Consider the following 19,028-nt stretch of genomic DNA (forward strand, 5'->3'; position numbering starts at 1 on the left):
GGTAAATCTACAAGGCGCAGAGGATGTGCACCGAGCATGCCTGTCAACGGAGTCGACGAAGGCCCGCGCGTCTGGTTCATCACCGGCACCAGCACCGGACTCGGCCGCGCGATCGCGGATGCCGCCCTCGCACGCGGCGAACGTGTGGTCGCCACGGCGCGCGACCCGCGGGCGGTCAAGGACCTTGCCGACCGCGCCCCCGAGCACGTCCGCGCGTACGCCCTCGACGTCACCGACCCGGCCACGGTGACGGCCGCGGTCGCCGCCGGCATCGAGGAGTTCGGCCGGATCGACGTCCTGGTCAACAACGCCGGGCACGGTCTCGTGGGTGCGCTGGAGGAGCTGTCGGAGGAGGAGATCCACGCGGTGCTGGGCACCAACGTGCTCGGGGCCGCGACGGTGACCCGCGCCGTCCTGCCGCACATGCGGGCCCGTCGCAGCGGGCACATCGTGCAGATGTCCTCGGTCGGCGGCGTCGTCGGCAACCCCGGTCACGCGATCTACGCGACGTCCAAGTTCGCCCTGGAGGGCATGTCCGAGGCCCTGGCCGGCGAGGTCGGCCCCCTCGGCATCCGCGTCACGATCGTCGAGCCCGGCCCGTTCCGTACCGACTTCGCCGGCCGGTCGATGCGATTCGCCACCCAGATCGCCGACTACCGCGACACCCCGGCCGGCGCGATGCGCGAACGCTTCTCCGACCAGGACGGAGCACAACCGAACGACCCCGCCAAGGCCGCGCAGGCGATCCTGCGGGCGGTCGACGACGACACCTCGCCGCTGCGCCTGCCGCTGGGCCCGGAGGCCGTCACCCGCATCCGCCACAAGCTCCAGCGCCAACTGGCCGACCTGGACTCCTGGGAGGCGATCTCCCTCGACACCCGCTACCCCGACGCCTGAGCCACCTGCGCGTACGGCGCGACCGGGCTGCCCGACCCGAACTCCCTGGGCGTCGTACCGAGGGTGGTCACCCCCTCACCACGGGATGACGTCGTCCAGGGAATCGGGGCCGCGGAAGGCGCCGGTGGGGCCGTCGGAGGGGATCGTCGCGAGCAGGGCCGGGACGACCGCGCCGTCCGCCGGGGTGCGGTCGCCGCGGGGGAAGGGCGCGGCGGCGTTCTGGTCGGTCGGCACCAGGCCCGGGCCCGCGGCGTTGACCTTGATGCCCTCCGCACGGAGGGCGTTGGCGTAGATCACGGTCAGGGCGTTGAGCGCGGCCTTCGACGAGCCGTACGCGAGAGATCCCCGCGTCGACAGCGGGTTCGCCGGGTCACTCAGGAACGTCAGCGACCCGAGCCCGCTGGACATGTTGACGATCCGCGGGTTGGGGGAGCGGCGGAGCAACGGCACGCAGGCCGACGTGACAGTGACGACCCCGAACACGTTGACCTCGTAAACCTCGCGGAGCCGCGCGGCCGTGACGTCGGCGGCCCGTACGCCCCACTCGGTCATGATCCCGGCGTTGTTGACCAGTACGTCCAGCCGTCCCGCCTCGGTCTCGATCTTCTCGACGGCCGCCTCGACGGATCCGGGGTCGGTCACGTCGAGCCGTACGAACCGGACGTCCGGCCCGCCCACGGGTTCCTCGGCCGCCGCCTCCCGCGTCAGTTCCTCGACGGCCGAGTGGCCGCGCTCCGGGCTACGGGCGCCGAGGTACACGGTGAGGCCCTGCCGGGCGAGCCGGCGGACGATCTCCCGGCCGATGCCTTTGTTGCCGCCCGTGACAAGTGCTACTTCGCTCGCGTTCATGCGTCCCACCTCAGCCACCGACGCGCCGGAAGGAAAGGACCGGTCGGGTGCGGCCCCATACCCTGGCGGTATGCCGGAGCCGGAAATCCGTGAACTGCGCTATTTCTGCGCCGTCGCAGAGGACCTGAACATCACCCGCGCGGCCGAACGGCTCGGCATCGCTCAGCCGCCGCTGTCCCGGGCCATACGTCAGCTGGAGCGTCGGCTCGGGGTCGCCCTGTTCGATCGCAGCGAGCGCCGGCTGGCGCTGACCCGGGCCGGCGAGGTGCTGGTCCAGGAGGCGGCCGTCGTCCTCGGCGCTCTGGATTCGGCCGTACGCCGGACGCGGCGGGCCGGCCTTCCCGACCGCAGGCTCGTCGTCACCGCCAAACCGGGGGTGGCCACGGAGTTGCTGCACCGGGTCTGCGAGCGGTTCCGTGCGGAGCCCGACGCGCCGCAGGTCCAGGTCGTGCTGAGCGGGTTCGGCGAGCAGGCCGCCATGGTCCGCGACGGGCGCGCGGACGTGGCGATCGCCGCCTGCTTCGACGGTCACGGCCTCGACACCGAGCTGCTGAGCACCGAGCGACGCGTCGCCGCGCTCCCCTCGGGACACGCACTGGCCCGGCGCGATGTTCTCAGTACCGCCGACCTGATCGCCGAGCCGGCGCCCCGGTGGAGTGTTCCGGCGGTCGTCGACCGCGACCACTGGCTGGGCCATCCGGATCGGCCGGCCGACGGCCCGGTCGTACGGGACAGCGCGCAGTTGCTGGAGGTCGTCGCCCTGGGCCAGGCCGTGGCCCTGGTGCCCGCCTCGCTGGCCGCGAGGAACGTCCGGCCCGACGTGACCTACCGGCCGGTGCCGGACGCGGCGCCGTACCGGGCCCTGGCCCTGTGGCGGGCGGGCGGCCGCTCACCGTGGATCGCCAAGTTCGTCCAGACGGCCCTGGACGGCTCGCACTGAGGTCCCGGGCGGATCAGCGAGCGCCCGCCGTGAAGGCGGTGAGCAGGGCGCGACCGAAGTCCGATCGGCCCAGGCCACTGCCCGAGTTGGTGTGGCCCGCACGGCTCACGCCGATGCGGTCGAGTCCCCAGGCGTCGGCCAGGCGCCGCGCGGCATCGACGGTGCAGTACGGGTCGTCGTCGCTGGAGACGACCAGCCCGGGCACGCCGAGGGGCGTCGTGTCCAGGCCGGTGAACGTGCCGGCCTCGGCGGGGAAGGCGGGTCCCGCGCTGTCAGCCACGCGGTGTCACAGGCGGTCGGGGTGCGGGGTGCCCGCGCCGCGGAGCAGGGTGTCCACCACGAGCGTCGCGAGGGCGTCGGCGTCGTTCTCGTCCCGGTTCTGTGCGGCCTCGTGGATGAGGGCGTAGTAGACCCGGCGCGTCCACGCGATGTCGACGTCCGCGCGCAGAACGCCGGCGTCCCTGGCCCGGCGGAACAACCGTTCGCACGTGTCCCGTACCTCGCCGTGGACGCGCGCCACCTCCGGGTCGGCCGAGGTGGCCTGGCTCATCGCGAATCCCCAGCCGACCTTGACGCCGAGAACGTTCGCGGTCGTCTGGTAGAGGGCGACCAGCGGCGGAGCCGTGTCCGGGTGGGCGGCCTCGACCGCGGCGGCGAACCGCTGGGTGGCCCACACCGCCAGGGCGTCGACGAGCGCCTCGCGGGTGGCGAAGCGCCGGTGCACGGTGGTACGCGCGACGCCGGCGGCTTCGGCGATCTGCTCCATCGTCGCCGCGGGATCGTCGCTGAGGGTGCGTTCGGCCGCCTCCAGGATCGCCGTCATCGTCCGCTCGGCGTCCGCGCGCAGCGGCCGGGCCCCGGCGGGTGTCGACCGCCGCTGTGTCTTCATGGAGAGAGCATACGGCAGCGTCACAGTTCGCAGGCAACTTGCGTCATCAATGTTGCAACTTGTAGCGTCATCGCGTCCTTGATGATGCGCCTAGGGCGCTTTCGGAAGGTGGAACCCATGGAGTACACCCGCCTCGGCCGCAGCGGCCTTTCGGTGTCCCGGCTCGTCCTCGGCACCATGAACTTCGGGTCGCGAACGTCCGAAGAGGACAGCCACGCGATCATGGACCGAGCGCACGAGCACGGCATCAACTTCTTCGACACGGCCAACGTGTACGGCGAGCCGCAGGGTGAAGGCGCCACCGAGCAGATCCTCGGCCGGTGGTTCGCCCACGGCGGCGGCCGGCGTGACAGGACCGTCCTCGCCACCAAGGTCTACCTTCCGATGGGCGACCGGCCGGGCGACAGCGGGCTGTCCGCGCTGCACATCCGGCGCGCGTGCGAGGCGTCGCTCGAACGCTTGCAGACCGACCACATCGACCTGTACCAGATGCACCACATCGACCGGAGTACGCCGTGGGATGAGATCTGGGAGGCGTTCAGCGTTCTGCGCCAGCAGGGAAAGGTGCTCTACTTCGGCTCCTCCAACTTCGCCGGCTGGCACATCGCGCAGGCCCAGGAGGCCGCGCGGTCCCGGCACTTCCTTGGGCTGGTCAGCGAACAGTCGATCTACAACCTGATGTCGCGCTGGGTCGAACTGGAGGTCCTGCCCGCGGCGCGGGCGTACGGGCTGGGCGTGATCCCGTACTCGCCGCTGCACGGCGGTGTGCTCAGCGGTGTCCTGCGCAAGCAGCGTGAGGGGGTCGCCGCCCGCAGCGGCTCGGGCCTGTGGGCCGCCGCGTTCGCCGAGCGACGGGAGTCCGTCGAGGCGTACGAGAAGCTGTGCGCCGAGATCGGCGAGGATCCGGCCCACGTCGGACTGGCATGGCTGCTCGCGCAGGACGGAGTGACCGGGCCGATCGTCGGGCCGCGGACGGTCGAGCAGCTCGACGGCTCGCTGCGCGCGCTGCGGATCACGCTCGACGACGGCACGCTCGCCAAGCTGGACGAGCTCTTCCCGCCGCCCGCGCCCAACGGAGCCAAGCCCGCGCCCGAGGCGTACGCCTGGTGACCACTGGTCGGTGTGCTGTCGGGCCAGGAGGTCAGGTCGGGTTGGTGGCGAGCACGCAGGCGACGGGCGGGTCCAGGTCGAGGGTCCTGACCTGCGGGTCGGCGAAGCCGGCCCGGGTGAGCAGGTCCTGGAGCTCCTGGGCGGCTCGGACCGTGGTGTCTCGGGTGGCGCCGGGGCAGCGGGGCTGGCTGACGAGCGCGATGCGTCCTGCCGGGCGGAGCAGGCGGCGCAGTTCGCGCAGCCGCTCCACCGCATCGGGCCAGAACCCCACGGTGTTGACGGCGAGGACGGCGTCGAGCGGTTCGTCGAAGCTCGGCAGCCGCTCGACTGAGGCGTGCGTGAGGTGCACCCGACGGGCACGGACGGCGGCGGCGTTGCGGCGGGATGCCTGCCGGACCATGGCCTGGGAGTGGTCGATGCCGTAGACGTGGCCCCGGGTGGCGCGGCCGGCGAGTTCGGCGATGGCGACGCCGGGACCGAAGCCGATCTCGAGCACCCGGTCGGTCGGTTGTACGTCCAGCACCGAGACCGCCCAGATGTTGCGCTGCCGGTTGGAGGGGCGGTGTGCGAACATCCTGCCGGTCGCCCACCCGACGACGCCCCGGGGCTGATGGGCCTGTCGCACCAGATATCTGATCGCGCGTCGCTTGAGAGAGGTATCTGCCGTATGCATGATCACCAGCCAACGGCTTCAAGTACGCTTGAAGTCAAATGGGCGAGCAGCTGACGATCGGTGAATTGGCGAGCCGTACGGGTGTCGCCACCTCTGCTCTGCGCTACTGGGAGGAGCTCGGCCTGCTCCCGGCGCCGGCCCGGGTCTCGGGCCAGCGGCGTTATCCGCCCTCGGCGGTCGGGCTGGTCGGGATCGTGTTGTTGCTGCGGGACGTCGGTTTCACGTTGCGGGAGGTCAAGGCCTTCCTCGCGGCTCGTACGCCGGCCGGCGACGGCTGGCGGGAGCTGTACCAGCGCAAGCTCACCGAGCTGGACCAACGGATCGCCCAGGCTCAGGTGGCACGTACCGCCATCGCCCATGGCCTGGCCTGCCCGCACGACGACATCCTCGAGTGCTCCAACTTCACCGGCGGGGTCGCGGCGTTCCTGGCGGGATCCTCTCTCGAAGAGGCGCACGAGCAGGTTCACTCGCACTGACCCCCCGCGGCGTCTACTCGATCTCCGTGTCCTCGGGAGCACTTCTGGCGAGTGCGGCGAGCGTGGCCAGCGCCCGGGCGAGCGTGTCGGGCGGTGGTGCCGACAGGGCGAGACGAACGGCGTTGGGCGCGTGGGCCGCGACCACGGTGAAGGCCGCGCCGGGGGTGACCGCGATGCCGCGCCGGGCGGCGGCCGCGACGAACGTGTCGGCCCGCCACGGGGCGGGCAGCCGCCACCAGCAGTGGAACGCCTGCGGATCGGCCTCGACGGCGAACTCCGCGAGGTGTTCACGTACGAGCCGCTGACGTGCCGCCGCGTCGCGGCGCTTGATTTCCTGAAGGGCCGCGACCGTGCCGTCGGTGAGCCATCGCGTCGCGGCCTCGACCGCGAATCGCGGAGCGGTCCAGCCGCCCGAGCGCAGCGCCGAGGCGACCCGGTCGCCGACCGCCTCCGGTGCCACCGCGAAGCCGACGGTCAGCCCCGGGGCCACGCGTTTGGACAGGCTGTCGGCGACGATGACCTGGTCCGGCGCGAACGCGGCCAGCGGCGGCGGGCCGTCGCGCAGGAACGCGTAGATGCCGTCCTCGACCGCGTGGATCCCCAGATCCCGCAGGGCGGCGGCGACTTCGGAGCGCCGCCGTTCGGGCATGGTCACGCCGAGCGGATTGTGCAGTGTCGGCTGGAGGTAGACGGCGCGCAGCGGCCCGGCCGATCGGATGGCCTCCGGGAGCACCCCGCACTCGTCCATGGCGAGCGGGACCAGCGTGAGGCCGAGGCGGGCGGCGATGCCCTTGACCAGGGGATAGGTCAACTCTTCGACGCCGACCCGTTCACCGGCCGGGACGAGGGCCGCGAGCGCGGCGGCGATCGCCTGCCGGCCGTTGCCCGCCAGCAGCAGCCGCCCCGGATCGGGACTCCAGCCCGGACGGGACAGCATCGCGGCCGCGCCCTCCCGTACCGCCCGGGTGCCCGCCGCGCCCATGGGCGTGAGCGCGTCCGCCAGCACGTCCGGACGCAGCATTCCGCCCAGGCTTCGCGCGAGGAGCGCGGGCTGCTCCGGGGGTAGGGAGAAGTTCAGCTCCAGGTCCACCCGTGCGCGGGCCGGCTCGGCGAGCGCGGGTTCGCTTGACGGCGCGGCGGCGCGGACGAACGTGCCGCGCCCGACCTCGCCGACCGCGAGGCCGCGGCGGACCAGCTCGCCGTACACCCGCGCCGCGGTGGACCCGGCGATGCCGTGCCTGCGTGCGAACTGCCGCTGCGGCGGCAGCCGGTCTCCGGGCCTGAGCCGGCCGGTGGCGATCTCCGCCGCGAGCGCATCCGCGATCCGCCGATAGTCGTCCAATCCCGCCCTCGCTTCGACATTGCTTCGAGAGCAATTTTGCCATTGCACCGAGATATTGCTCTCAATAGCATCGAGTCGTCAAGCCGAGCAGGAGGGGCACACGGTGGGCACTTTCACCAACGGGCAGATCGCCATCGCCTATGACGACCACAACCCCGAGGGCGCCGAGCCGCCGCTCGTGCTCGTTCACGGCCACCCCTTCGACCGCTCGATGTGGGCGCCCCAGGTCCGGCACGTCGCGCGGGACGGGCGCCGGGTGATCGTCCCTGATCTGCGGGGCTACGGCCGGAGCGGTGTCGTCCCGGGCAAGACGCCGCTGCGGACCTTCGCCCAGGACATCGCCGGCCTGCTCGACCACCTCGGCGTCGCGGAGATCGTCCTCGGCGGCCTGTCCATGGGCGGCCAGATCGTCATGGAGTTCCACCGCCTGTTCCCGGACCGGCTGCGCGGACTCGTGCTCGCCGACACCACGCCGCAGGCGGAGACCGACGAGGGCAGACGGGTCCGCGACGCCATGGCCGACCGGCTGCTCCGGGAGGGCATGGGCGGCTACGCGGACGAGGTGCTGGCCAAGATGGTGGCGCCCGCCAGCATCCGGCGGTTCCCCGCGGTGGCCGAGCACGTCCTGGCCATGATGCGGGCGACGTCCCCGGACGGCGCGGCCGCCGCGCTGCGCGGCCGGGCCGAGCGCCCCGACTATGTGGCGTCGCTGGCGCGCGTCCGCGTCCCCACGCTCATCGTCGTCGGCGGTGATGACGAGTTCACACCGATCGGCGACGCGCGGCTCATGCATCGGATCATCCCCGGCTCCACGCTCGCCGTCATCGAAGGCGCCGCGCACATGCCCAACCTGGAAAGGCCGGCCGAGTTCAACGAGGCGCTGGGCAAGTTCCTCGCCTCGATCACCGGGATGGGATGAGGGCGCGGGCGAGGAGGCGCTGCAGTACGTCCTGTTCCTCCGATGACAGGGGCGCCAGGGGAGAGTCCTGGGACAGCAGGCCGAGGAGGCGTTCGCGGAGTTCGGCGCCCTCGGGCGTCAGGATGAGGTGTTTCGCGCGGCGGTTGCCGGGGTGCGGGTGGCGTTCGAGGTAGCCCTGATCTTCGAGGCGGTCGGCGACGAAGGTCGCGTTGGAGGGCTCGCAGCTCATCCGGTCGGCGAGTTCGCGCAGGGTCATGGGGCGGGTCAGCTCCCGCAGCGCGACGCCCTGCGAGGCGGTCAGCCCGAGGGTGGCCGCGCGGACGCGAAGGTGGGCTTCGATCTGTTTGGCCAGGCCGTTGACCAGCCCGCACAGCTGGCGATCGGCCTCGGTTCGGGTCTCGGGCTCCGCGGTCACGGCGTAAGTCTACTGCAACTCGAATGATTGCAATTAGAACGATTAGAGTTGTAACGTTCCGGTCGTGCCGCCACCCGGCGGCAGCCCCGAGCGTGAGGCAGGACCATGGCCACGGCCGTTTTCGACCCCGCGCGGTTGAGCCGCGCACCGCACCGTCGTTCGCTCCGCCTGGGCGACCTGACGATCAGCTACGTTCCCGACGGGCTCGTCCGGCTCAAGCCGCGCGGCTGGCTGCCCGCCGCCGACTGGGCCGCCTACCCGGACCACCTCGACGCCGACGGCTTCCTCGTCGCCGGCATCGGCGGGCTGCTGGTCGAGCGAGGCGACCGGGCGCTGCTGATCGACACCGGGTTCGGGCCGGAGTCCCACGAGGACGACCCGGCCGACCCGCTGCTGGGCAGGGTGTACGGCGGCGAACTGCCCGACGGCCTGCGACGGCTGGGCCGCGAGCCGCGCCGGATCGAGGCCGTCGCCATCACCCACCTGCACACCGACCATCTGGGCTGGACCTGGAGTGTCGAGCCCGGCGCCGGCGCCCCTCCCTTCGCGCACGCCACCCACTTCGTCGCGGCGCCCGAGTGGCACCGGCGCGAGTTGGCCGCCGAGGGCGGGGCGACCGGGGAACGCCTGGCCGCCTTCGCGCCGCGCGTCCACGCGGTCGAGGACGGCGAGGAGATCTTCCCCGGCGTACGGGCCTCGTTCGCGGCCGGGCACACCGTCGGCCACACCACCTACACCATCACCGGTGGCGGCCGGCGGCTCCTCGCCTTCGGCGACGCACTGCACTCGCCGGTCCAGGTCGCCCACCCCGAATGGTCGTGCGGGATAGACCACGACCCCGCGGAGTCGGCCGAGCACCGCCGCCGCCTGGTCGAGGAGCTGAGCCGCCCCGACACCATCGGCTACGGCGGCCACTTCGCCGACGTGGTCTTCGGGCGCGCCGAGCGCCGCCCCGACGGCCGGTTCACCTGGATTCCCGTCGCCTGAAACATTCAGGCATTTGCCTAAAAGTCTTAGGCATGCGCATAATGCCTGTCGGCAGACGGGAGGTTCGTTATGGTTCGAGCGGGGCTGAGCGCGGAACGCCTGACGCGTGCGGGGGCGGAGCTGGCCGACGAGGTCGGCTTCGACCAGGTGACCGTCTCGGCGCTCGCCCGGCGGTTCGACGTCAAGGTCGCGAGCCTGTACTCGCACCTGAAGAACTCCCACGACCTCAAGACCCGCATCGCCCTGTTCGCCCTGGAGGAGCTCGCCGACCGGGTCTCCGCCGCGCTGGCCGGGCGGGCCGGCAAGGACGCCCTCGCCGCCTTCGCGGACGCCTACCGCGACTACGCACGGGAGCACCCCGGCCGCTACACCGCCGCCCGGTTCAGGCTCGACCCCGAGACGGCGGCCTCCAGCGCGGGTGTCAGGCACGCGCAGATGACGCGGGCGATCCTGCGCGGCTACGACCTGGGCGAACCGGACCAGACGCACGCGGTCCGGATGCTGGGCAGCGTCTTCCACGGCTACGTCAGCCTGGAGGCGAGCGGAGGCTTCAGCCACACCGCCGTCGATCCGCAGGAGTCCTGGTCCTGGATCGTGGACTCCCTCGACGCCCTGCTGCGGAACCGGACCACCCCCTGACCTGCCGTACGGCACCGAACACTCGATCAGCAAGGCCAAGACGATGAACACCGAACACCCCTGGGTCACCACACCCATCCGCGAAGACCTCCTGCGCGGCGCCCTCGACGTGGAGCACACGGCGTACGGGCTGCTGCCGCACCGGCTGCCCGCCCGGGCCCGCCGCCAGATCCCCGACGAACAGCTGGCCATGGCCGAGGCCCAGCCTTCCGGCGTACGGCTGGCGTTCCGTACCCGGGCCACCACCGTCGAACTGGACACGCTGCCCACCAAGCGGGCCTACCGCGGGCTCCCGGTCCCGGCGGACGGTGTGTACGACCTGCTGGTCGACGGGCGGCTCGCCGCCCAGGCCACGGTCGGCGGCGGCCGGGTCCGCATGATCGACATGGCCACCCAGTCGGCCGAGCTGCACGAGGGGTCTCCCGGCACCGCCCGCTTCACCGATCTGCCCGCGCGCGACAAGGACGTCGAGATCTGGCTTCCGCACACGGAGATCACCGAGCTGATCGCCCTGCGCACCGACGCCCCGGTCGAACCCGCGCCGGACCGCGGGCGCCGGGTGTGGCTGCACCACGGCAGTTCCATCAGCCACGGCTCGAACGCGGCCAACCCCACCGCCACCTGGCCGGCCCTGGCCGCCGCGCAGGGCGGAGTGGAACTGGTCAACCTGGGGTTCTCCGGCAGCGCGCTGCTCGACCCGTTCACCGCCCGCGCGATGCGGGACACCCCCGCGGACCTGATCAGCGTCAAGATCGGCATCAACGTCGTCAACGCCGACGCGATGCGCCTGCGCGCCTTCGTCCCCGCGGTCCACGGTTTCCTCGACACCATCCGTGAGGGACATCCGGCCACGCCGCTGCTGGTCGTCTCCGCCATCCTGTGCCCGGTCCAGGAGGACACGCCCGGCCCTCTCGCGCCCGACTTCGACGGCGGGACGGTGCGGTTCAAGGCCACGGGCGACCCAGCCGAACGCGCCGCCGGACGGCTGACGCTCAACGTCATCCGCGACGCGCTCGCACAGATCGTCGAACAGCGCGCGGCCGACGACCCGGACCTGCACTACCTCGACGGCCGGGACCTTTACGGCGAGGCGGACCACGCCGAGCTGCCGCTGCCCGACGCGGTCCACCCCGACCCCGCCGGACACCGCCGCATCGGCGAGAACTTCGCCCGGCTCGCGTTCGGCGCCGGCGGCCCCTTCGCCGCCCCGGAGACGAGCTCGGCCATGCGGTAGTTTCCTGTCGCGCGAGCGGGAGAGAGGTGGTCGGTGATGTCGGAGAGCGTCGAACTCCTGTCGTCCTCTTCGCCGCCGGAGCTGCGCGGCACCGCGCCGGCGCGGACGCCTCACGAGCTGGCGAGCCTGCTACGGGCGTCCGGGATGGCCGAGGCCGGGCTGCGCGCGACCGCCATGTGGCTGGTCTCGGGCCGGCGCGAGTCGCCGCACACCCGTACCGCCTACATCCGGGACGTGAGCTGGTGGGTGCGGTGGTGCGCGGAGCAGGGCGGGACGCCCGCCGAGGCGTCGACCTCGATGGCGGACCTGTACATGGCGGCGCTGAAGGCGTCGGGGCTGGCGCGGGCCACCATCGGCCGGCGGGTGGCGGCCGTGTCCTCCTGGTACACCTATCTGATCCGCGAGCGGTGCGCGGCCCTCAACCCCTTCGAGGGCGCCGAGCGGCCACGGCTGAACACCGCCGACTCCGGCACCCGAGGGCTGTCCCGCGAGCAGATCACCTCGATCCTGAGCCACTCGGCCGCGCACGAGTCCGCCCGCACCTACGCGCTGCTGTGGCTGATGTTCGCCACGGCGGGCCGGATCAGTTCGGTGCTGGACGCGCGGATCGAGGACCTCAGCCAGGACCGTCACCATCAGGTTCTGGACCTCCAGGTCAAGGGCGGGCGGACCAAGAGGTTCGCCATCCCCCCGGCGGCGCTGGCGGCGATCCACGACTACCTCGCCGAACGCGGCCACCCGGACAACGGGCTGATCTTCGTGTCGCGGAACGACCGCCGGCTGGTGCAGTCCTACGTGTGGAAGCTGGTCAACCGGGTGGCCCGCGCCGCCGGGGTCTCGTACGGCATCTCGCCGCACTCGTTCCGGCATTCGGCCATCACCATCGCGCTCAGCGACGGCCGGCCCCTGCACGTCGTCCAGGACTTCGCCGGCCACGCCGACCCCCGTACGACGCGCCGCTACGACCGGGCCCGCGAATCCCTCGACCGCTCACCCGCGTACGGCCTCGCCACGTCCGTCGCTCCGGAGATGTAGCCGCGAGGCCGCGTCAGTCCGGTCAGGACCAGTGCCGCATCGGGCAACGTTCGCCCTGATGCGGCGCTAGAGGGTGAGTACGATCTTTCCCCGGGCGTGGCCGGTCTCGCTCAACCGGTGTGCCGCGGCCGTGTTCTCGATGGTGAAGGCGGCCGCGACCGGCACGGTGAAGCGGCCCTGCTCGGCGAGAGCGGCGGCCACGGCAAGTCCTTCGATCGCCTGCGGGTCCGCTCCCGGGCCCGCCGAGCGTGTTCGGTGGACTCCGTACTCCGCGGCGTTCATGTCGGCGATGGTCACCACTCGGTCCGGGCTTCCGGTGAGGTCCACCAGATCGGGCAGCGAGCCGGATCCGGCGCAGTCCAGGACGACGTCGACTCCGTCTGGTGCCAAGCGCGTCCGGCTTCAGCGCCCAGGCCGCCAAGACGGCGTACTCGGCGTTCGCGCCGCCGAGCTCCGCGACGTCGACGATGCCGAAGACCTCGTCGCCCGGCCGGATACCGGTTACCCCTGTGCCGACCTCGCCGACCACACCCGCGGCATCCATGCCGAGCACGTGGGGCAGGCGGAGCGGTGCCATTTCGCGGAACCGGCCCGCACGGAGGTGGCAGTCGGCGGGCGTGAGGCCCGATGCCCGCACGCCCACCCGGATGTGGCCTGGTCCCGCGTGTGGTTCCGGTACGTCGGCGACTTCCAGCACGCTCGCGGGACCGTACTCGGAGAATGTCAGCGCTCTCATGGCGTCGGACACGACGTCGCGGCACAGGCACGGCACGGCCTCGATCGATCGCCCGGGATGGCGTGAGGCGATGCCGTGGGTTCCGAAGCCCTGTTAGAGCACGGTCCGCACAGGCCCTAGTCCAGGCAGAACTCGTTGCCCTCGGGGTCGGTCATCACGATGAAGCCGGCGCTCATCGGGGGAGCGGGCTCGTGGCGCCGTACCCGCGTCGCCCCCAGCGCGACGAGCCGGTCGCACTCGGCCTCCAGTGCCGCCATCCGCTCCTGTCCCCGCAGGCCGGGGGCCGCGCGGACGTCGAGGTGGACGCGGTTCTTGGCGGTCTTGTCCTCGGGCACCTGCTGGAAGAACAGCCGCGGGCCGTGCCCGGCGGGGTCCTCGATGGCCGATCTCGTGTCGCGCTGCTCCGGTGGCACGCCGGCCCGCGCGAGGAAGTCCTCCCACGCGGCCAGCGGGTCGGCGCCCGCGGGCAGGTCGACTCCCGGCGGGCCCGGGTGGACGTAACCCAGTACCTCGCGCCAGAAGGACGACAGCGCCCGTGGGTCGTGGGCGTCGAAGGTGATCTGAATGTGGCGGCTCACTCGGGCTCCTCGTCTCATGACGGATGTCGGTTGGAGCCACCCTGGCACCTCTGGCGGACGGTATCGGTCCGCTATCTGGCAGGGTGTACGCGATGGACGGTGCGGAGCGGGGCACGACGGAACGGGTGTTCGCCCTGCTCGGGCTGTTGCAGCAGCGCCGGTCCTGGACCGGCCCCGAGCTCGCCGGCCGGCTCGGGGTCACCACGCGCACGGTACGGCGTGACGTCGAGCGGCTGCGCGCGCTCGGCTATCGCGTCCACGCCGGGCAGGGCGTCGGCGGCGGCTACCGGCTCGGCCCGGGCCAGGACCTGCCGCCGCTGCTCCTCGACGACGAGGAGGCGATCGCCACCGTGGTCTCGCTGCTCGCCGGCGCGGGTGGCGCGGCCGCGGGCGACGCCGCGCTCCGGGCGCTGACCAAGCTCGACCAGGTGCTGCCCGTCCGGTTGCGGCACGAGGTGCGCGCGCTCTCCGGCTCGGTGGAGTCCTTCGGCGCGGGCCGCGCGCCGGTGGACCCCGAGGTGCTCATGACCCTGGCGAGGGCCTGCCGCGACGAGGTCGAGGCCGGCTTCGGCTACCCGTCCGGGAACGAGGTGCGACGGCGGCGGGTCGAGCCGTACCGCCTGGTCGCCTCCGACCGGCGCTGGTACCTGTTCGCCTACGACCTCGACCGTGACGGCTGGCGCACCTTCCGCGTCGACCGGATGACCGAGGTGTCCGCGCGGACCTGGCGCTTCCGCCCGCGCGCGGCGCCCGACGCGGCGGCGTACGTGCAGGAGGGCGTGGCGAGCCGGGTCTACCCGCACCGGGCGCGCTTTCTCGTGTACGCGCCGGCCGGCACGGTGCGCGCGCAGATCCCGGCGTCGGCGGCCGTCGTACGAGAGCGGGAGGGCGAGCGGTGCGAGGTCGTCAGCGGCGCCGGCAGCCTGGACTCCGTGCTCATGCACGTGCTCCTGCTGGGGCACGCCTTCACGGTGCTCGACCCGCCGGAGCTGCGGGCACGCTGTCGCGTGCTGGCGGAGCGGCTGCGGTCGGCCGGTGCGGCGCCGGTGCCGGACCTGGAGAGGCCAACAGCCGCGGGAGAGGACGTGTGACGATGAGCGAGCCGTATCCGCCGATCGAGCCGTACGACCAGGGGATGCTCGAGGTGGGGGACGGCAACCTCGTGTACTGGGAGACCTGCGGGAACCCTGCGGGCAAACCCGCGCTCGTCGTGCACGGCGGACCCGGATCGGGCCGCGGCACCTGGACGCGCACCTACTTCGACCCGGAGCGCTACCGCGTCATCCTGTTCGACCAGCGTGGCTGCGGCCGCAGCACCCCGCACGCCGCAGATCCCGCGACCGACATGCGGCACAACACCACCGGGCATCTCCTCACCGACATGGAGCGGCTCCGGCGGCACCTGGGCGTCGACCGGTGGCTGCTGTACGGCGGCTCGTGGGGTTCCACGCTCATCCTCGCCTACGCCGAACGGCATCCCGAACGTGTGTCGGAGATCGTCATCTCCAGTGTCACCACCACCCGGCGCTCGGAGATCGACTGGCTGTACCGCGGGGTCGGCCGGTTCTTTCCCGAGCAGTGGGAACGCTTCCTCGCCGGCGCCCCGGGCACGCCCCGCGACGGGGACGTCGTCGCGGCGTACGCGCGGCTGATGGAACACCCCGACGCCGCCGTACGCGAGCGGGCGACGGCCGACTGGTGCGCCTGGGAGGACACGGTGCTGTCCGGCGAGACGAAGGGCGCCTCCCGCCCCTACGGCGACCGGCCCGCCTCGGCCCGGGTGGCGCTGGTGCGCATCTGCTCGCACTACTTCTCCCATGGGGCGTGGCTGGAGGAGGGCGCCCTGCTGCGCGACGCGCACCGGCTGGCCGGGATCCCGGGCGTCCTGGTCCACGGCCGGCTCGACCTGGGCGGCCCGCTCGACACGGCCTGGGAGCTGGCCCGCGCCTGGCCCGACGCCGAGCTGGTCGTCGTGGAGGACGCGGGCCATCTGGGCGGCGCCGCGACACGCGGTCACGTCCTGGCGGCCCTCGACCGGTTCGCCGCCCCGTGAGACCCGGTGTGCTCAGAAACCGGTGAGGGTGATCTTGCCGACGGCGGTTCCCGACTCCATGATCCGGTGGGCCTCCCGCAGATGGGCGGCGTTGATCACGCCCAGGTCCCGTGTGGCCGTGGTGACCAGGAGGCCCCGGTCCACCAGCCGCGCGATCTGGGTGAGGATGCGGTGCTGCGCCGCCATGTCCGGAGTCTGGAAGAGCGAGCGAGTGTACATGAACTCCCAGTGGAAGGAGATGCTCTTGGCCTTGAGCACGCCGATCGGCAGGGACTCGTAGTCGTCGATGGCGACGATGTGCCCGAACGGTTTGAGCAGATCGGCGTAGGCGGTGAGGTTGCGTTCGGTGCCGGTGGTGCTGAAGACGTGGTCCAGGCCGTACGGCGCCGGTCCGGCCAGCTGCTCCTTCAACGGCTTGTGGTGGTCGACGACGTGGTGGGCGCCCATGCGCCGGGCGAAGTCGACGGTCTCCGGCCGGGACGCGGTGCCGATCACGGTGAGGCCGGTGAGGGTGCGGACCAGCTGCGTCACCATGGCTCCGACGCCGCCGGCCGCGGCGGTCACCAGCAGCGTTCCGGTCTGGTCCAGGGCGCCGAGGCGCAGGCCGAGGCGTTCGAAGAGTCCCTCCCAGGCGGTGAGGGAGGTCAGCGGGAGCGCGGCCGCCTCGGTGAAGGAGAGGGTGGCGGGTTTGCGGGCGACGATGCGCTCGTCGACGAGGTGGTAGCGGGAGTCGGCGCCGGGCCGGTCGATCGCGCCGGCGTAGTAGACCTCCTCGCCGACCGTGAACAGCTCTACCTGGTCGCCGACCGCGACGACGGTGCCCGCCGCGTCCCAGCCGAGCACCTTCGGCTCGCCGCCGGGGTCGTTGTTCTGACGCACCTTGTAGTCGACCGGGTTGACGGCGACGGCCTCGACCCGGACGAGCAGGTCGCGCGGCCCGGGGCGGGGGACGGGCAGCTCGACGTCCACCAGGCTCTCCTCGTCGTCGACCGGCAGGCTCTCGCGGTAGGCGACGGCGGGCATCGTCGTCTCGATCGTGCTCACGGTGGGCGGGCTCCTCGTTCTGGTTCGGGCGGTACGGGACTCGGCGCTGCACGGACTCGCGCAGGTCGGTAAACCTATTCGTGCGGTAGTGGTTACCCGCAAGGGCCACAGGTACCCATTGGGTACCGTGGGCCGATGACGACGCGCCCCTCGGCTTCCTGCACCGACCCCAAGGACGTCTATGCCGCCGCCTGCCCCTGCCGCGACATGCTGGACCTGCTCGCCAACAAGTGGAGCGCCCTCGCCCTGGGAGCATTGGAGGGCGGTGCGCAGCGCTTCGGCGCACTGCGCACCCGCCTTCAGGGCGTGAGCCCGAAGGTGCTCACCCAGACTCTGCGCCGCCTGGAGGACCATGGCCTGGTCCACCGGGAGGTCTACGCCGAGGTACCGGTCCGCGTGGAGTACAGCCTGACTCCGCTCGGCGCCGACGCCTGCGTTCCCCTCGCCCACCTGCGTTCCTGGGTGGAGCAGAACATCGACCGCTTTCCCCTGGAGTCGTGATCTGGCGGCCGCAAAAAGGGTTGGACGGGTGATGCTCGGGCTTGTAGCGTGCCGTTGACCGTGACACCGCCCGAGGAGGTGAGACCCATGAACGCTGTAGCGATGTGGGTGCTCCCCCTTCCCGTCACGGCCGGGCGACTGACGTAGGTGTCGCCGGGAGCGCCTCACCAACAAGGCACTCCCGAAAGGCGACACCATGCACTCTCAACAGGTCACCACCGACACCTTCGACGTGATCATTGCTGGATGCGGGCCGACCGGTGCGATGCTGGCCGCCGAACTGCGGCTGCACGACCTGCGGGTACTCGTTCTGGAGAAGGAAACCGAGCCCAAGTCGTTCGTCCGCATCGTCAGCCTGCACATTCGCAGCATCGAGCTGATGGCGATGCGCGGACTGCTGGATCGCATTCTCGAACACGGAAGGCGGCGTCCGGTCGGCGGATTCTTCGCCGCCATCGCCAAACCCGCGCCCAAGGATCTGGATTCCGCGCACGCCTATCTACTGGGCATCCCGCAGCCGGTCCTCGAACGCCTGCTCGAAGAGCATGCGATCGAACTGGGTGTGCAGGTCCGGCACGGTTGCGCGGTGGCCGGTCTCGAGCAGGACGACGAGGGTGTGACCGTCGAGCTGGCCGACGGGGAACGGCTGCGTTCGCGCTATCTCGTCGGCTGTGACGGTGGGCGCAGTACGGTGCGCAAACTGCTCGGTGTCGGTTTCCCCGGCGAGCCCTCGCGAACCGAGACGCTGATGGGCGAGATGAAAGTGGGGGCGCCGCAGGAGGAGATCGCCGCCAAGGTGGCCGAAACCCATCGGCGATTCCAGCTCCGGCCCTTCGGCGAAGGGGTCTACAGCGTCGTGGTCCCGGCCGCGGGAGTCAGCGACCGTGCGGAACCGCCCACCCTCGAGGATTTCAAACGCCAGTTGCGCGCCATCGCCGGAACCGATTTCGGCGTGCACTCCCCGCGCTGGTTGTCTCGCTTCGGGGATGCCACCCGGCTGGCCGAACGGTATCGGGTCGGGCGGGTGCTGCTGGCCGGCGATGCGGCACACATCCATCCGCCCACCGGCGGACAGGGCCTCAACGTGGGCCTTCAGGACGCGTTCAACCTCGGCTGGAAGCTGGCCGCACAGATCCGCGGCTGGGCGCCGGAGACGCTGCTGGACACCTACCAGGCCGAACGCCGGCCGGTCGCCGAGGACGTGCTGGACAACACCCGCGCCCAGATGGAGCTGCACTCCACCGAACCGGGCCCACAGGCCGTGCGCAGGCTGCTCACCGAGCTGATGGACTTCGACGAGGTGAACCGCCATCTGATCGAGAAGATCACCGCGATCGGCGTCCGCTACGACCTCGGCGAAGGCCCCGACCTGCTCGGCCGCCGCCTGCGCGACATCGACGTGAAACAGGGCCGCCTTTACGATCTGCTGCATCGCGGCCGCGGCCTGCTGCTGGACCGCACCGAACGCCTGACCGTCGGCGGCTGGTCGGACCGGGTCGATCACCTCGCGGATGCCACTGCGGGACTGGATGCTCCGTGCGTCCTGCTACGCCCCGACGGCCACGTCGCCTGGATCGGCGACGATCAGCAGGACCTGGACGACCACCTCTCCCGCTGGTTCGGCGAGCCCGCCGGCTGATCCTGCCGCCGTTCACCCCCACCGGTGCGGCCCGCTTTGACCTTTAAGCCGGTTGAAGGCCGACAATCTCGC

The 19,028-nt window shown here is 72.0% G+C and carries 21 protein-coding genes and 1 pseudogene; 13 read left to right on the forward strand and 9 right to left on the reverse strand.

Annotated elements, in window-relative coordinates; genetic code table 11:
• The first annotated feature begins 36 nt into the window (after positions 1-36).
• Positions 37-897, forward strand: coding sequence for an oxidoreductase (locus tag QSK37_RS22135; RefSeq protein WP_285624277.1), 861 nt, complete (start codon positions 37-39; stop codon positions 895-897).
• Between the two features lie 75 nt (positions 898-972).
• Here QSK37_RS22135 and QSK37_RS22140 read toward each other — a convergent pair whose 3' ends face one another.
• Positions 973-1,746: an SDR family oxidoreductase gene (locus QSK37_RS22140; protein WP_285624280.1), complete on the reverse strand. Its 774-nt coding sequence runs from the start codon at positions 1,744-1,746 to the stop codon at positions 973-975.
• Positions 1,747-1,816: 70 nt separating this feature from the next.
• Here QSK37_RS22140 and QSK37_RS22145 point away from each other — a divergent pair, with 70 nt between their 5' ends.
• Positions 1,817-2,686: a LysR family transcriptional regulator gene (locus tag QSK37_RS22145; RefSeq protein WP_285624282.1), complete on the forward strand. Its 870-nt coding sequence runs from the start codon at positions 1,817-1,819 to the stop codon at positions 2,684-2,686.
• 13 nt (positions 2,687-2,699) lie between these two features.
• On the opposite strand, the gene QSK37_RS22150 is transcribed toward QSK37_RS22145, so the two are convergent.
• Together QSK37_RS22150 and QSK37_RS22155 are read right to left on the reverse strand one after the other, a co-directional pair.
• Positions 2,700-2,966, reverse strand: a complete 267-nt coding sequence (locus QSK37_RS22150; protein WP_285624285.1) for an alpha/beta hydrolase — start codon at positions 2,964-2,966, stop codon at positions 2,700-2,702.
• Positions 2,967-2,972: 6 nt separating this feature from the next.
• Complete coding sequence (locus QSK37_RS22155) at positions 2,973-3,575, reverse strand: TetR/AcrR family transcriptional regulator (RefSeq protein WP_285624289.1); 603 nt, start codon at positions 3,573-3,575, stop codon at positions 2,973-2,975.
• Between the two features lie 117 nt (positions 3,576-3,692).
• Between QSK37_RS22155 and QSK37_RS22160 the strand changes: the two genes are divergently transcribed.
• Positions 3,693-4,685 (forward strand): aldo/keto reductase, encoded by a 993-nt coding sequence (locus tag QSK37_RS22160; protein WP_285624291.1) that lies wholly within the window; start codon positions 3,693-3,695, stop codon positions 4,683-4,685.
• A 31-nt stretch (positions 4,686-4,716) separates the two neighbouring features.
• Here QSK37_RS22160 and QSK37_RS22165 read toward each other — a convergent pair whose 3' ends face one another.
• Positions 4,717-5,310, reverse strand: coding sequence for a class I SAM-dependent methyltransferase (locus tag QSK37_RS22165; protein ID WP_285624294.1), 594 nt, complete (start codon positions 5,308-5,310; stop codon positions 4,717-4,719).
• 86 nt (positions 5,311-5,396) lie between these two features.
• On the opposite strand from QSK37_RS22165, the gene QSK37_RS22170 reads away from it, so the two are divergent.
• Complete coding sequence (locus QSK37_RS22170) at positions 5,397-5,834, forward strand: MerR family transcriptional regulator (RefSeq protein WP_285624297.1); 438 nt, start codon at positions 5,397-5,399, stop codon at positions 5,832-5,834.
• A gap of 13 nt (positions 5,835-5,847) precedes the next feature.
• Here QSK37_RS22170 and QSK37_RS22175 read toward each other — a convergent pair whose 3' ends face one another.
• On the reverse strand, positions 5,848-7,176 hold the full coding sequence (locus QSK37_RS22175; RefSeq protein ID WP_285624299.1) for an aminotransferase-like domain-containing protein: 1,329 nt from the start codon (positions 7,174-7,176) through the stop codon (positions 5,848-5,850).
• A 103-nt stretch (positions 7,177-7,279) separates the two neighbouring features.
• Between QSK37_RS22175 and QSK37_RS22180 the strand changes: the two genes are divergently transcribed.
• Positions 7,280-8,095, forward strand: a complete 816-nt coding sequence (locus tag QSK37_RS22180) for an alpha/beta fold hydrolase (RefSeq protein WP_285624302.1) — start codon at positions 7,280-7,282, stop codon at positions 8,093-8,095.
• Here the strand turns inward: QSK37_RS22180 and QSK37_RS22185 are convergent.
• Entirely contained in the window at positions 8,079-8,510 is a 432-nt protein-coding gene (locus tag QSK37_RS22185; RefSeq protein WP_285624304.1) for a MarR family winged helix-turn-helix transcriptional regulator, read from the reverse strand. The two genes, QSK37_RS22180 and QSK37_RS22185, sit on opposite strands and share 17 nt — an antisense overlap.
• A gap of 105 nt (positions 8,511-8,615) precedes the next feature.
• Between QSK37_RS22185 and QSK37_RS22190 the strand changes: the two genes are divergently transcribed.
• From QSK37_RS22190 to QSK37_RS22205, 4 genes are all read left to right on the forward strand, one after another.
• A complete protein-coding gene (locus tag QSK37_RS22190; protein ID WP_285624307.1) occupies positions 8,616-9,497 on the forward strand; it encodes an MBL fold metallo-hydrolase in 882 nt (293 codons plus the stop codon).
• Positions 9,498-9,566: 69 nt separating this feature from the next.
• Entirely contained in the window at positions 9,567-10,136 is a 570-nt protein-coding gene (locus QSK37_RS22195) for a TetR/AcrR family transcriptional regulator (RefSeq protein WP_285575679.1), read from the forward strand.
• A gap of 43 nt (positions 10,137-10,179) precedes the next feature.
• The gene (locus tag QSK37_RS22200) at positions 10,180-11,370 is read left to right on the forward strand and encodes a GDSL-type esterase/lipase family protein (RefSeq protein ID WP_285624310.1); all 1,191 of its coding nucleotides are present in this window, start codon (positions 10,180-10,182) and stop codon (positions 11,368-11,370) included.
• A 36-nt stretch (positions 11,371-11,406) separates the two neighbouring features.
• Positions 11,407-12,405: a tyrosine-type recombinase/integrase gene (locus tag QSK37_RS22205; protein WP_285624312.1), complete on the forward strand. Its 999-nt coding sequence runs from the start codon at positions 11,407-11,409 to the stop codon at positions 12,403-12,405.
• Between the two features lie 66 nt (positions 12,406-12,471).
• Here the strand turns inward: QSK37_RS22205 and QSK37_RS51485 are convergent.
• Both QSK37_RS51485 and QSK37_RS22220 read right to left on the reverse strand, forming a co-directional pair.
• Positions 12,472-13,141 (reverse strand): annotated as a pseudogene (locus QSK37_RS51485) (zinc-binding dehydrogenase).
• 116 nt (positions 13,142-13,257) lie between these two features.
• Positions 13,258-13,719, reverse strand: coding sequence for a VOC family protein (locus QSK37_RS22220; protein ID WP_285624315.1), 462 nt, complete (start codon positions 13,717-13,719; stop codon positions 13,258-13,260).
• 92 nt (positions 13,720-13,811) lie between these two features.
• Here QSK37_RS22220 and QSK37_RS22225 point away from each other — a divergent pair, with 92 nt between their 5' ends.
• Together QSK37_RS22225 and pip are read left to right on the forward strand one after the other, a co-directional pair.
• A complete protein-coding gene (locus QSK37_RS22225) occupies positions 13,812-14,810 on the forward strand; it encodes a helix-turn-helix transcriptional regulator (RefSeq protein WP_285624318.1) in 999 nt (332 codons plus the stop codon).
• A gap of 2 nt (positions 14,811-14,812) precedes the next feature.
• Positions 14,813-15,772, forward strand: a complete 960-nt coding sequence (gene pip, locus QSK37_RS22230) for a prolyl aminopeptidase (protein ID WP_285624321.1) — start codon at positions 14,813-14,815, stop codon at positions 15,770-15,772.
• 12 nt (positions 15,773-15,784) lie between these two features.
• Here the strand turns inward: pip and QSK37_RS22235 are convergent, their stop codons facing one another.
• On the reverse strand, positions 15,785-16,816 hold the full coding sequence (locus QSK37_RS22235) for a zinc-binding alcohol dehydrogenase family protein (protein ID WP_285624327.1): 1,032 nt from the start codon (positions 16,814-16,816) through the stop codon (positions 15,785-15,787).
• A gap of 135 nt (positions 16,817-16,951) precedes the next feature.
• On the opposite strand from QSK37_RS22235, the gene QSK37_RS22240 reads away from it, so the two are divergent.
• A complete protein-coding gene (locus QSK37_RS22240; RefSeq protein ID WP_285624330.1) occupies positions 16,952-17,317 on the forward strand; it encodes a winged helix-turn-helix transcriptional regulator in 366 nt (121 codons plus the stop codon).
• Between the two features lie 196 nt (positions 17,318-17,513).
• A complete protein-coding gene (gene rox / locus QSK37_RS22245) occupies positions 17,514-18,956 on the forward strand; it encodes a rifampin monooxygenase (protein WP_285624333.1) in 1,443 nt (480 codons plus the stop codon).
• Positions 18,957-19,028 lie beyond the last annotated feature (72 nt).

The organism is Actinoallomurus iriomotensis (assembly GCF_030269445.1).
GTDB lineage: Bacteria > Actinomycetota > Actinomycetes > Streptosporangiales > Streptosporangiaceae > Actinoallomurus > Actinoallomurus iriomotensis.

Bases quoted from the DNA above. Each gene is read 5' to 3' on its own strand.
- QSK37_RS22200 (WP_285624310.1), top strand. From the start codon at position 10,180: ATGAACACCGAACACCCCTGGGTCACCACACCCATCCGCGAAGACCTC.
- QSK37_RS22190 (WP_285624307.1), top strand. From the start codon at position 8,616: ATGGCCACGGCCGTTTTCGACCCCGCGCGGTTGAGCCGCGCACCGCAC.
- QSK37_RS22225 (WP_285624318.1), top strand. From the start codon at position 13,812: ATGGACGGTGCGGAGCGGGGCACGACGGAACGGGTGTTCGCCCTGCTC.
- QSK37_RS22155 (WP_285624289.1), bottom strand. From the start codon at position 3,575: ATGAAGACACAGCGGCGGTCGACACCCGCCGGGGCCCGGCCGCTGCGC.
- QSK37_RS22140 (WP_285624280.1), bottom strand. From the start codon at position 1,746: ATGAACGCGAGCGAAGTAGCACTTGTCACGGGCGGCAACAAAGGCATC.
- QSK37_RS22160 (WP_285624291.1), top strand. From the start codon at position 3,693: ATGGAGTACACCCGCCTCGGCCGCAGCGGCCTTTCGGTGTCCCGGCTC.
- QSK37_RS22170 (WP_285624297.1), top strand. From the start codon at position 5,397: ATGGGCGAGCAGCTGACGATCGGTGAATTGGCGAGCCGTACGGGTGTC.
- pip (WP_285624321.1), top strand. From the start codon at position 14,813: ATGAGCGAGCCGTATCCGCCGATCGAGCCGTACGACCAGGGGATGCTC.
- QSK37_RS22145 (WP_285624282.1), top strand. From the start codon at position 1,817: ATGCCGGAGCCGGAAATCCGTGAACTGCGCTATTTCTGCGCCGTCGCA.
- QSK37_RS22195 (WP_285575679.1), top strand. From the start codon at position 9,567: ATGGTTCGAGCGGGGCTGAGCGCGGAACGCCTGACGCGTGCGGGGGCG.
- rox (WP_285624333.1), top strand. From the start codon at position 17,514: ATGCACTCTCAACAGGTCACCACCGACACCTTCGACGTGATCATTGCT.
- QSK37_RS22240 (WP_285624330.1), top strand. From the start codon at position 16,952: ATGACGACGCGCCCCTCGGCTTCCTGCACCGACCCCAAGGACGTCTAT.
- QSK37_RS22205 (WP_285624312.1), top strand. From the start codon at position 11,407: ATGTCGGAGAGCGTCGAACTCCTGTCGTCCTCTTCGCCGCCGGAGCTG.
- QSK37_RS22135 (WP_285624277.1), top strand. From the start codon at position 37: ATGCCTGTCAACGGAGTCGACGAAGGCCCGCGCGTCTGGTTCATCACC.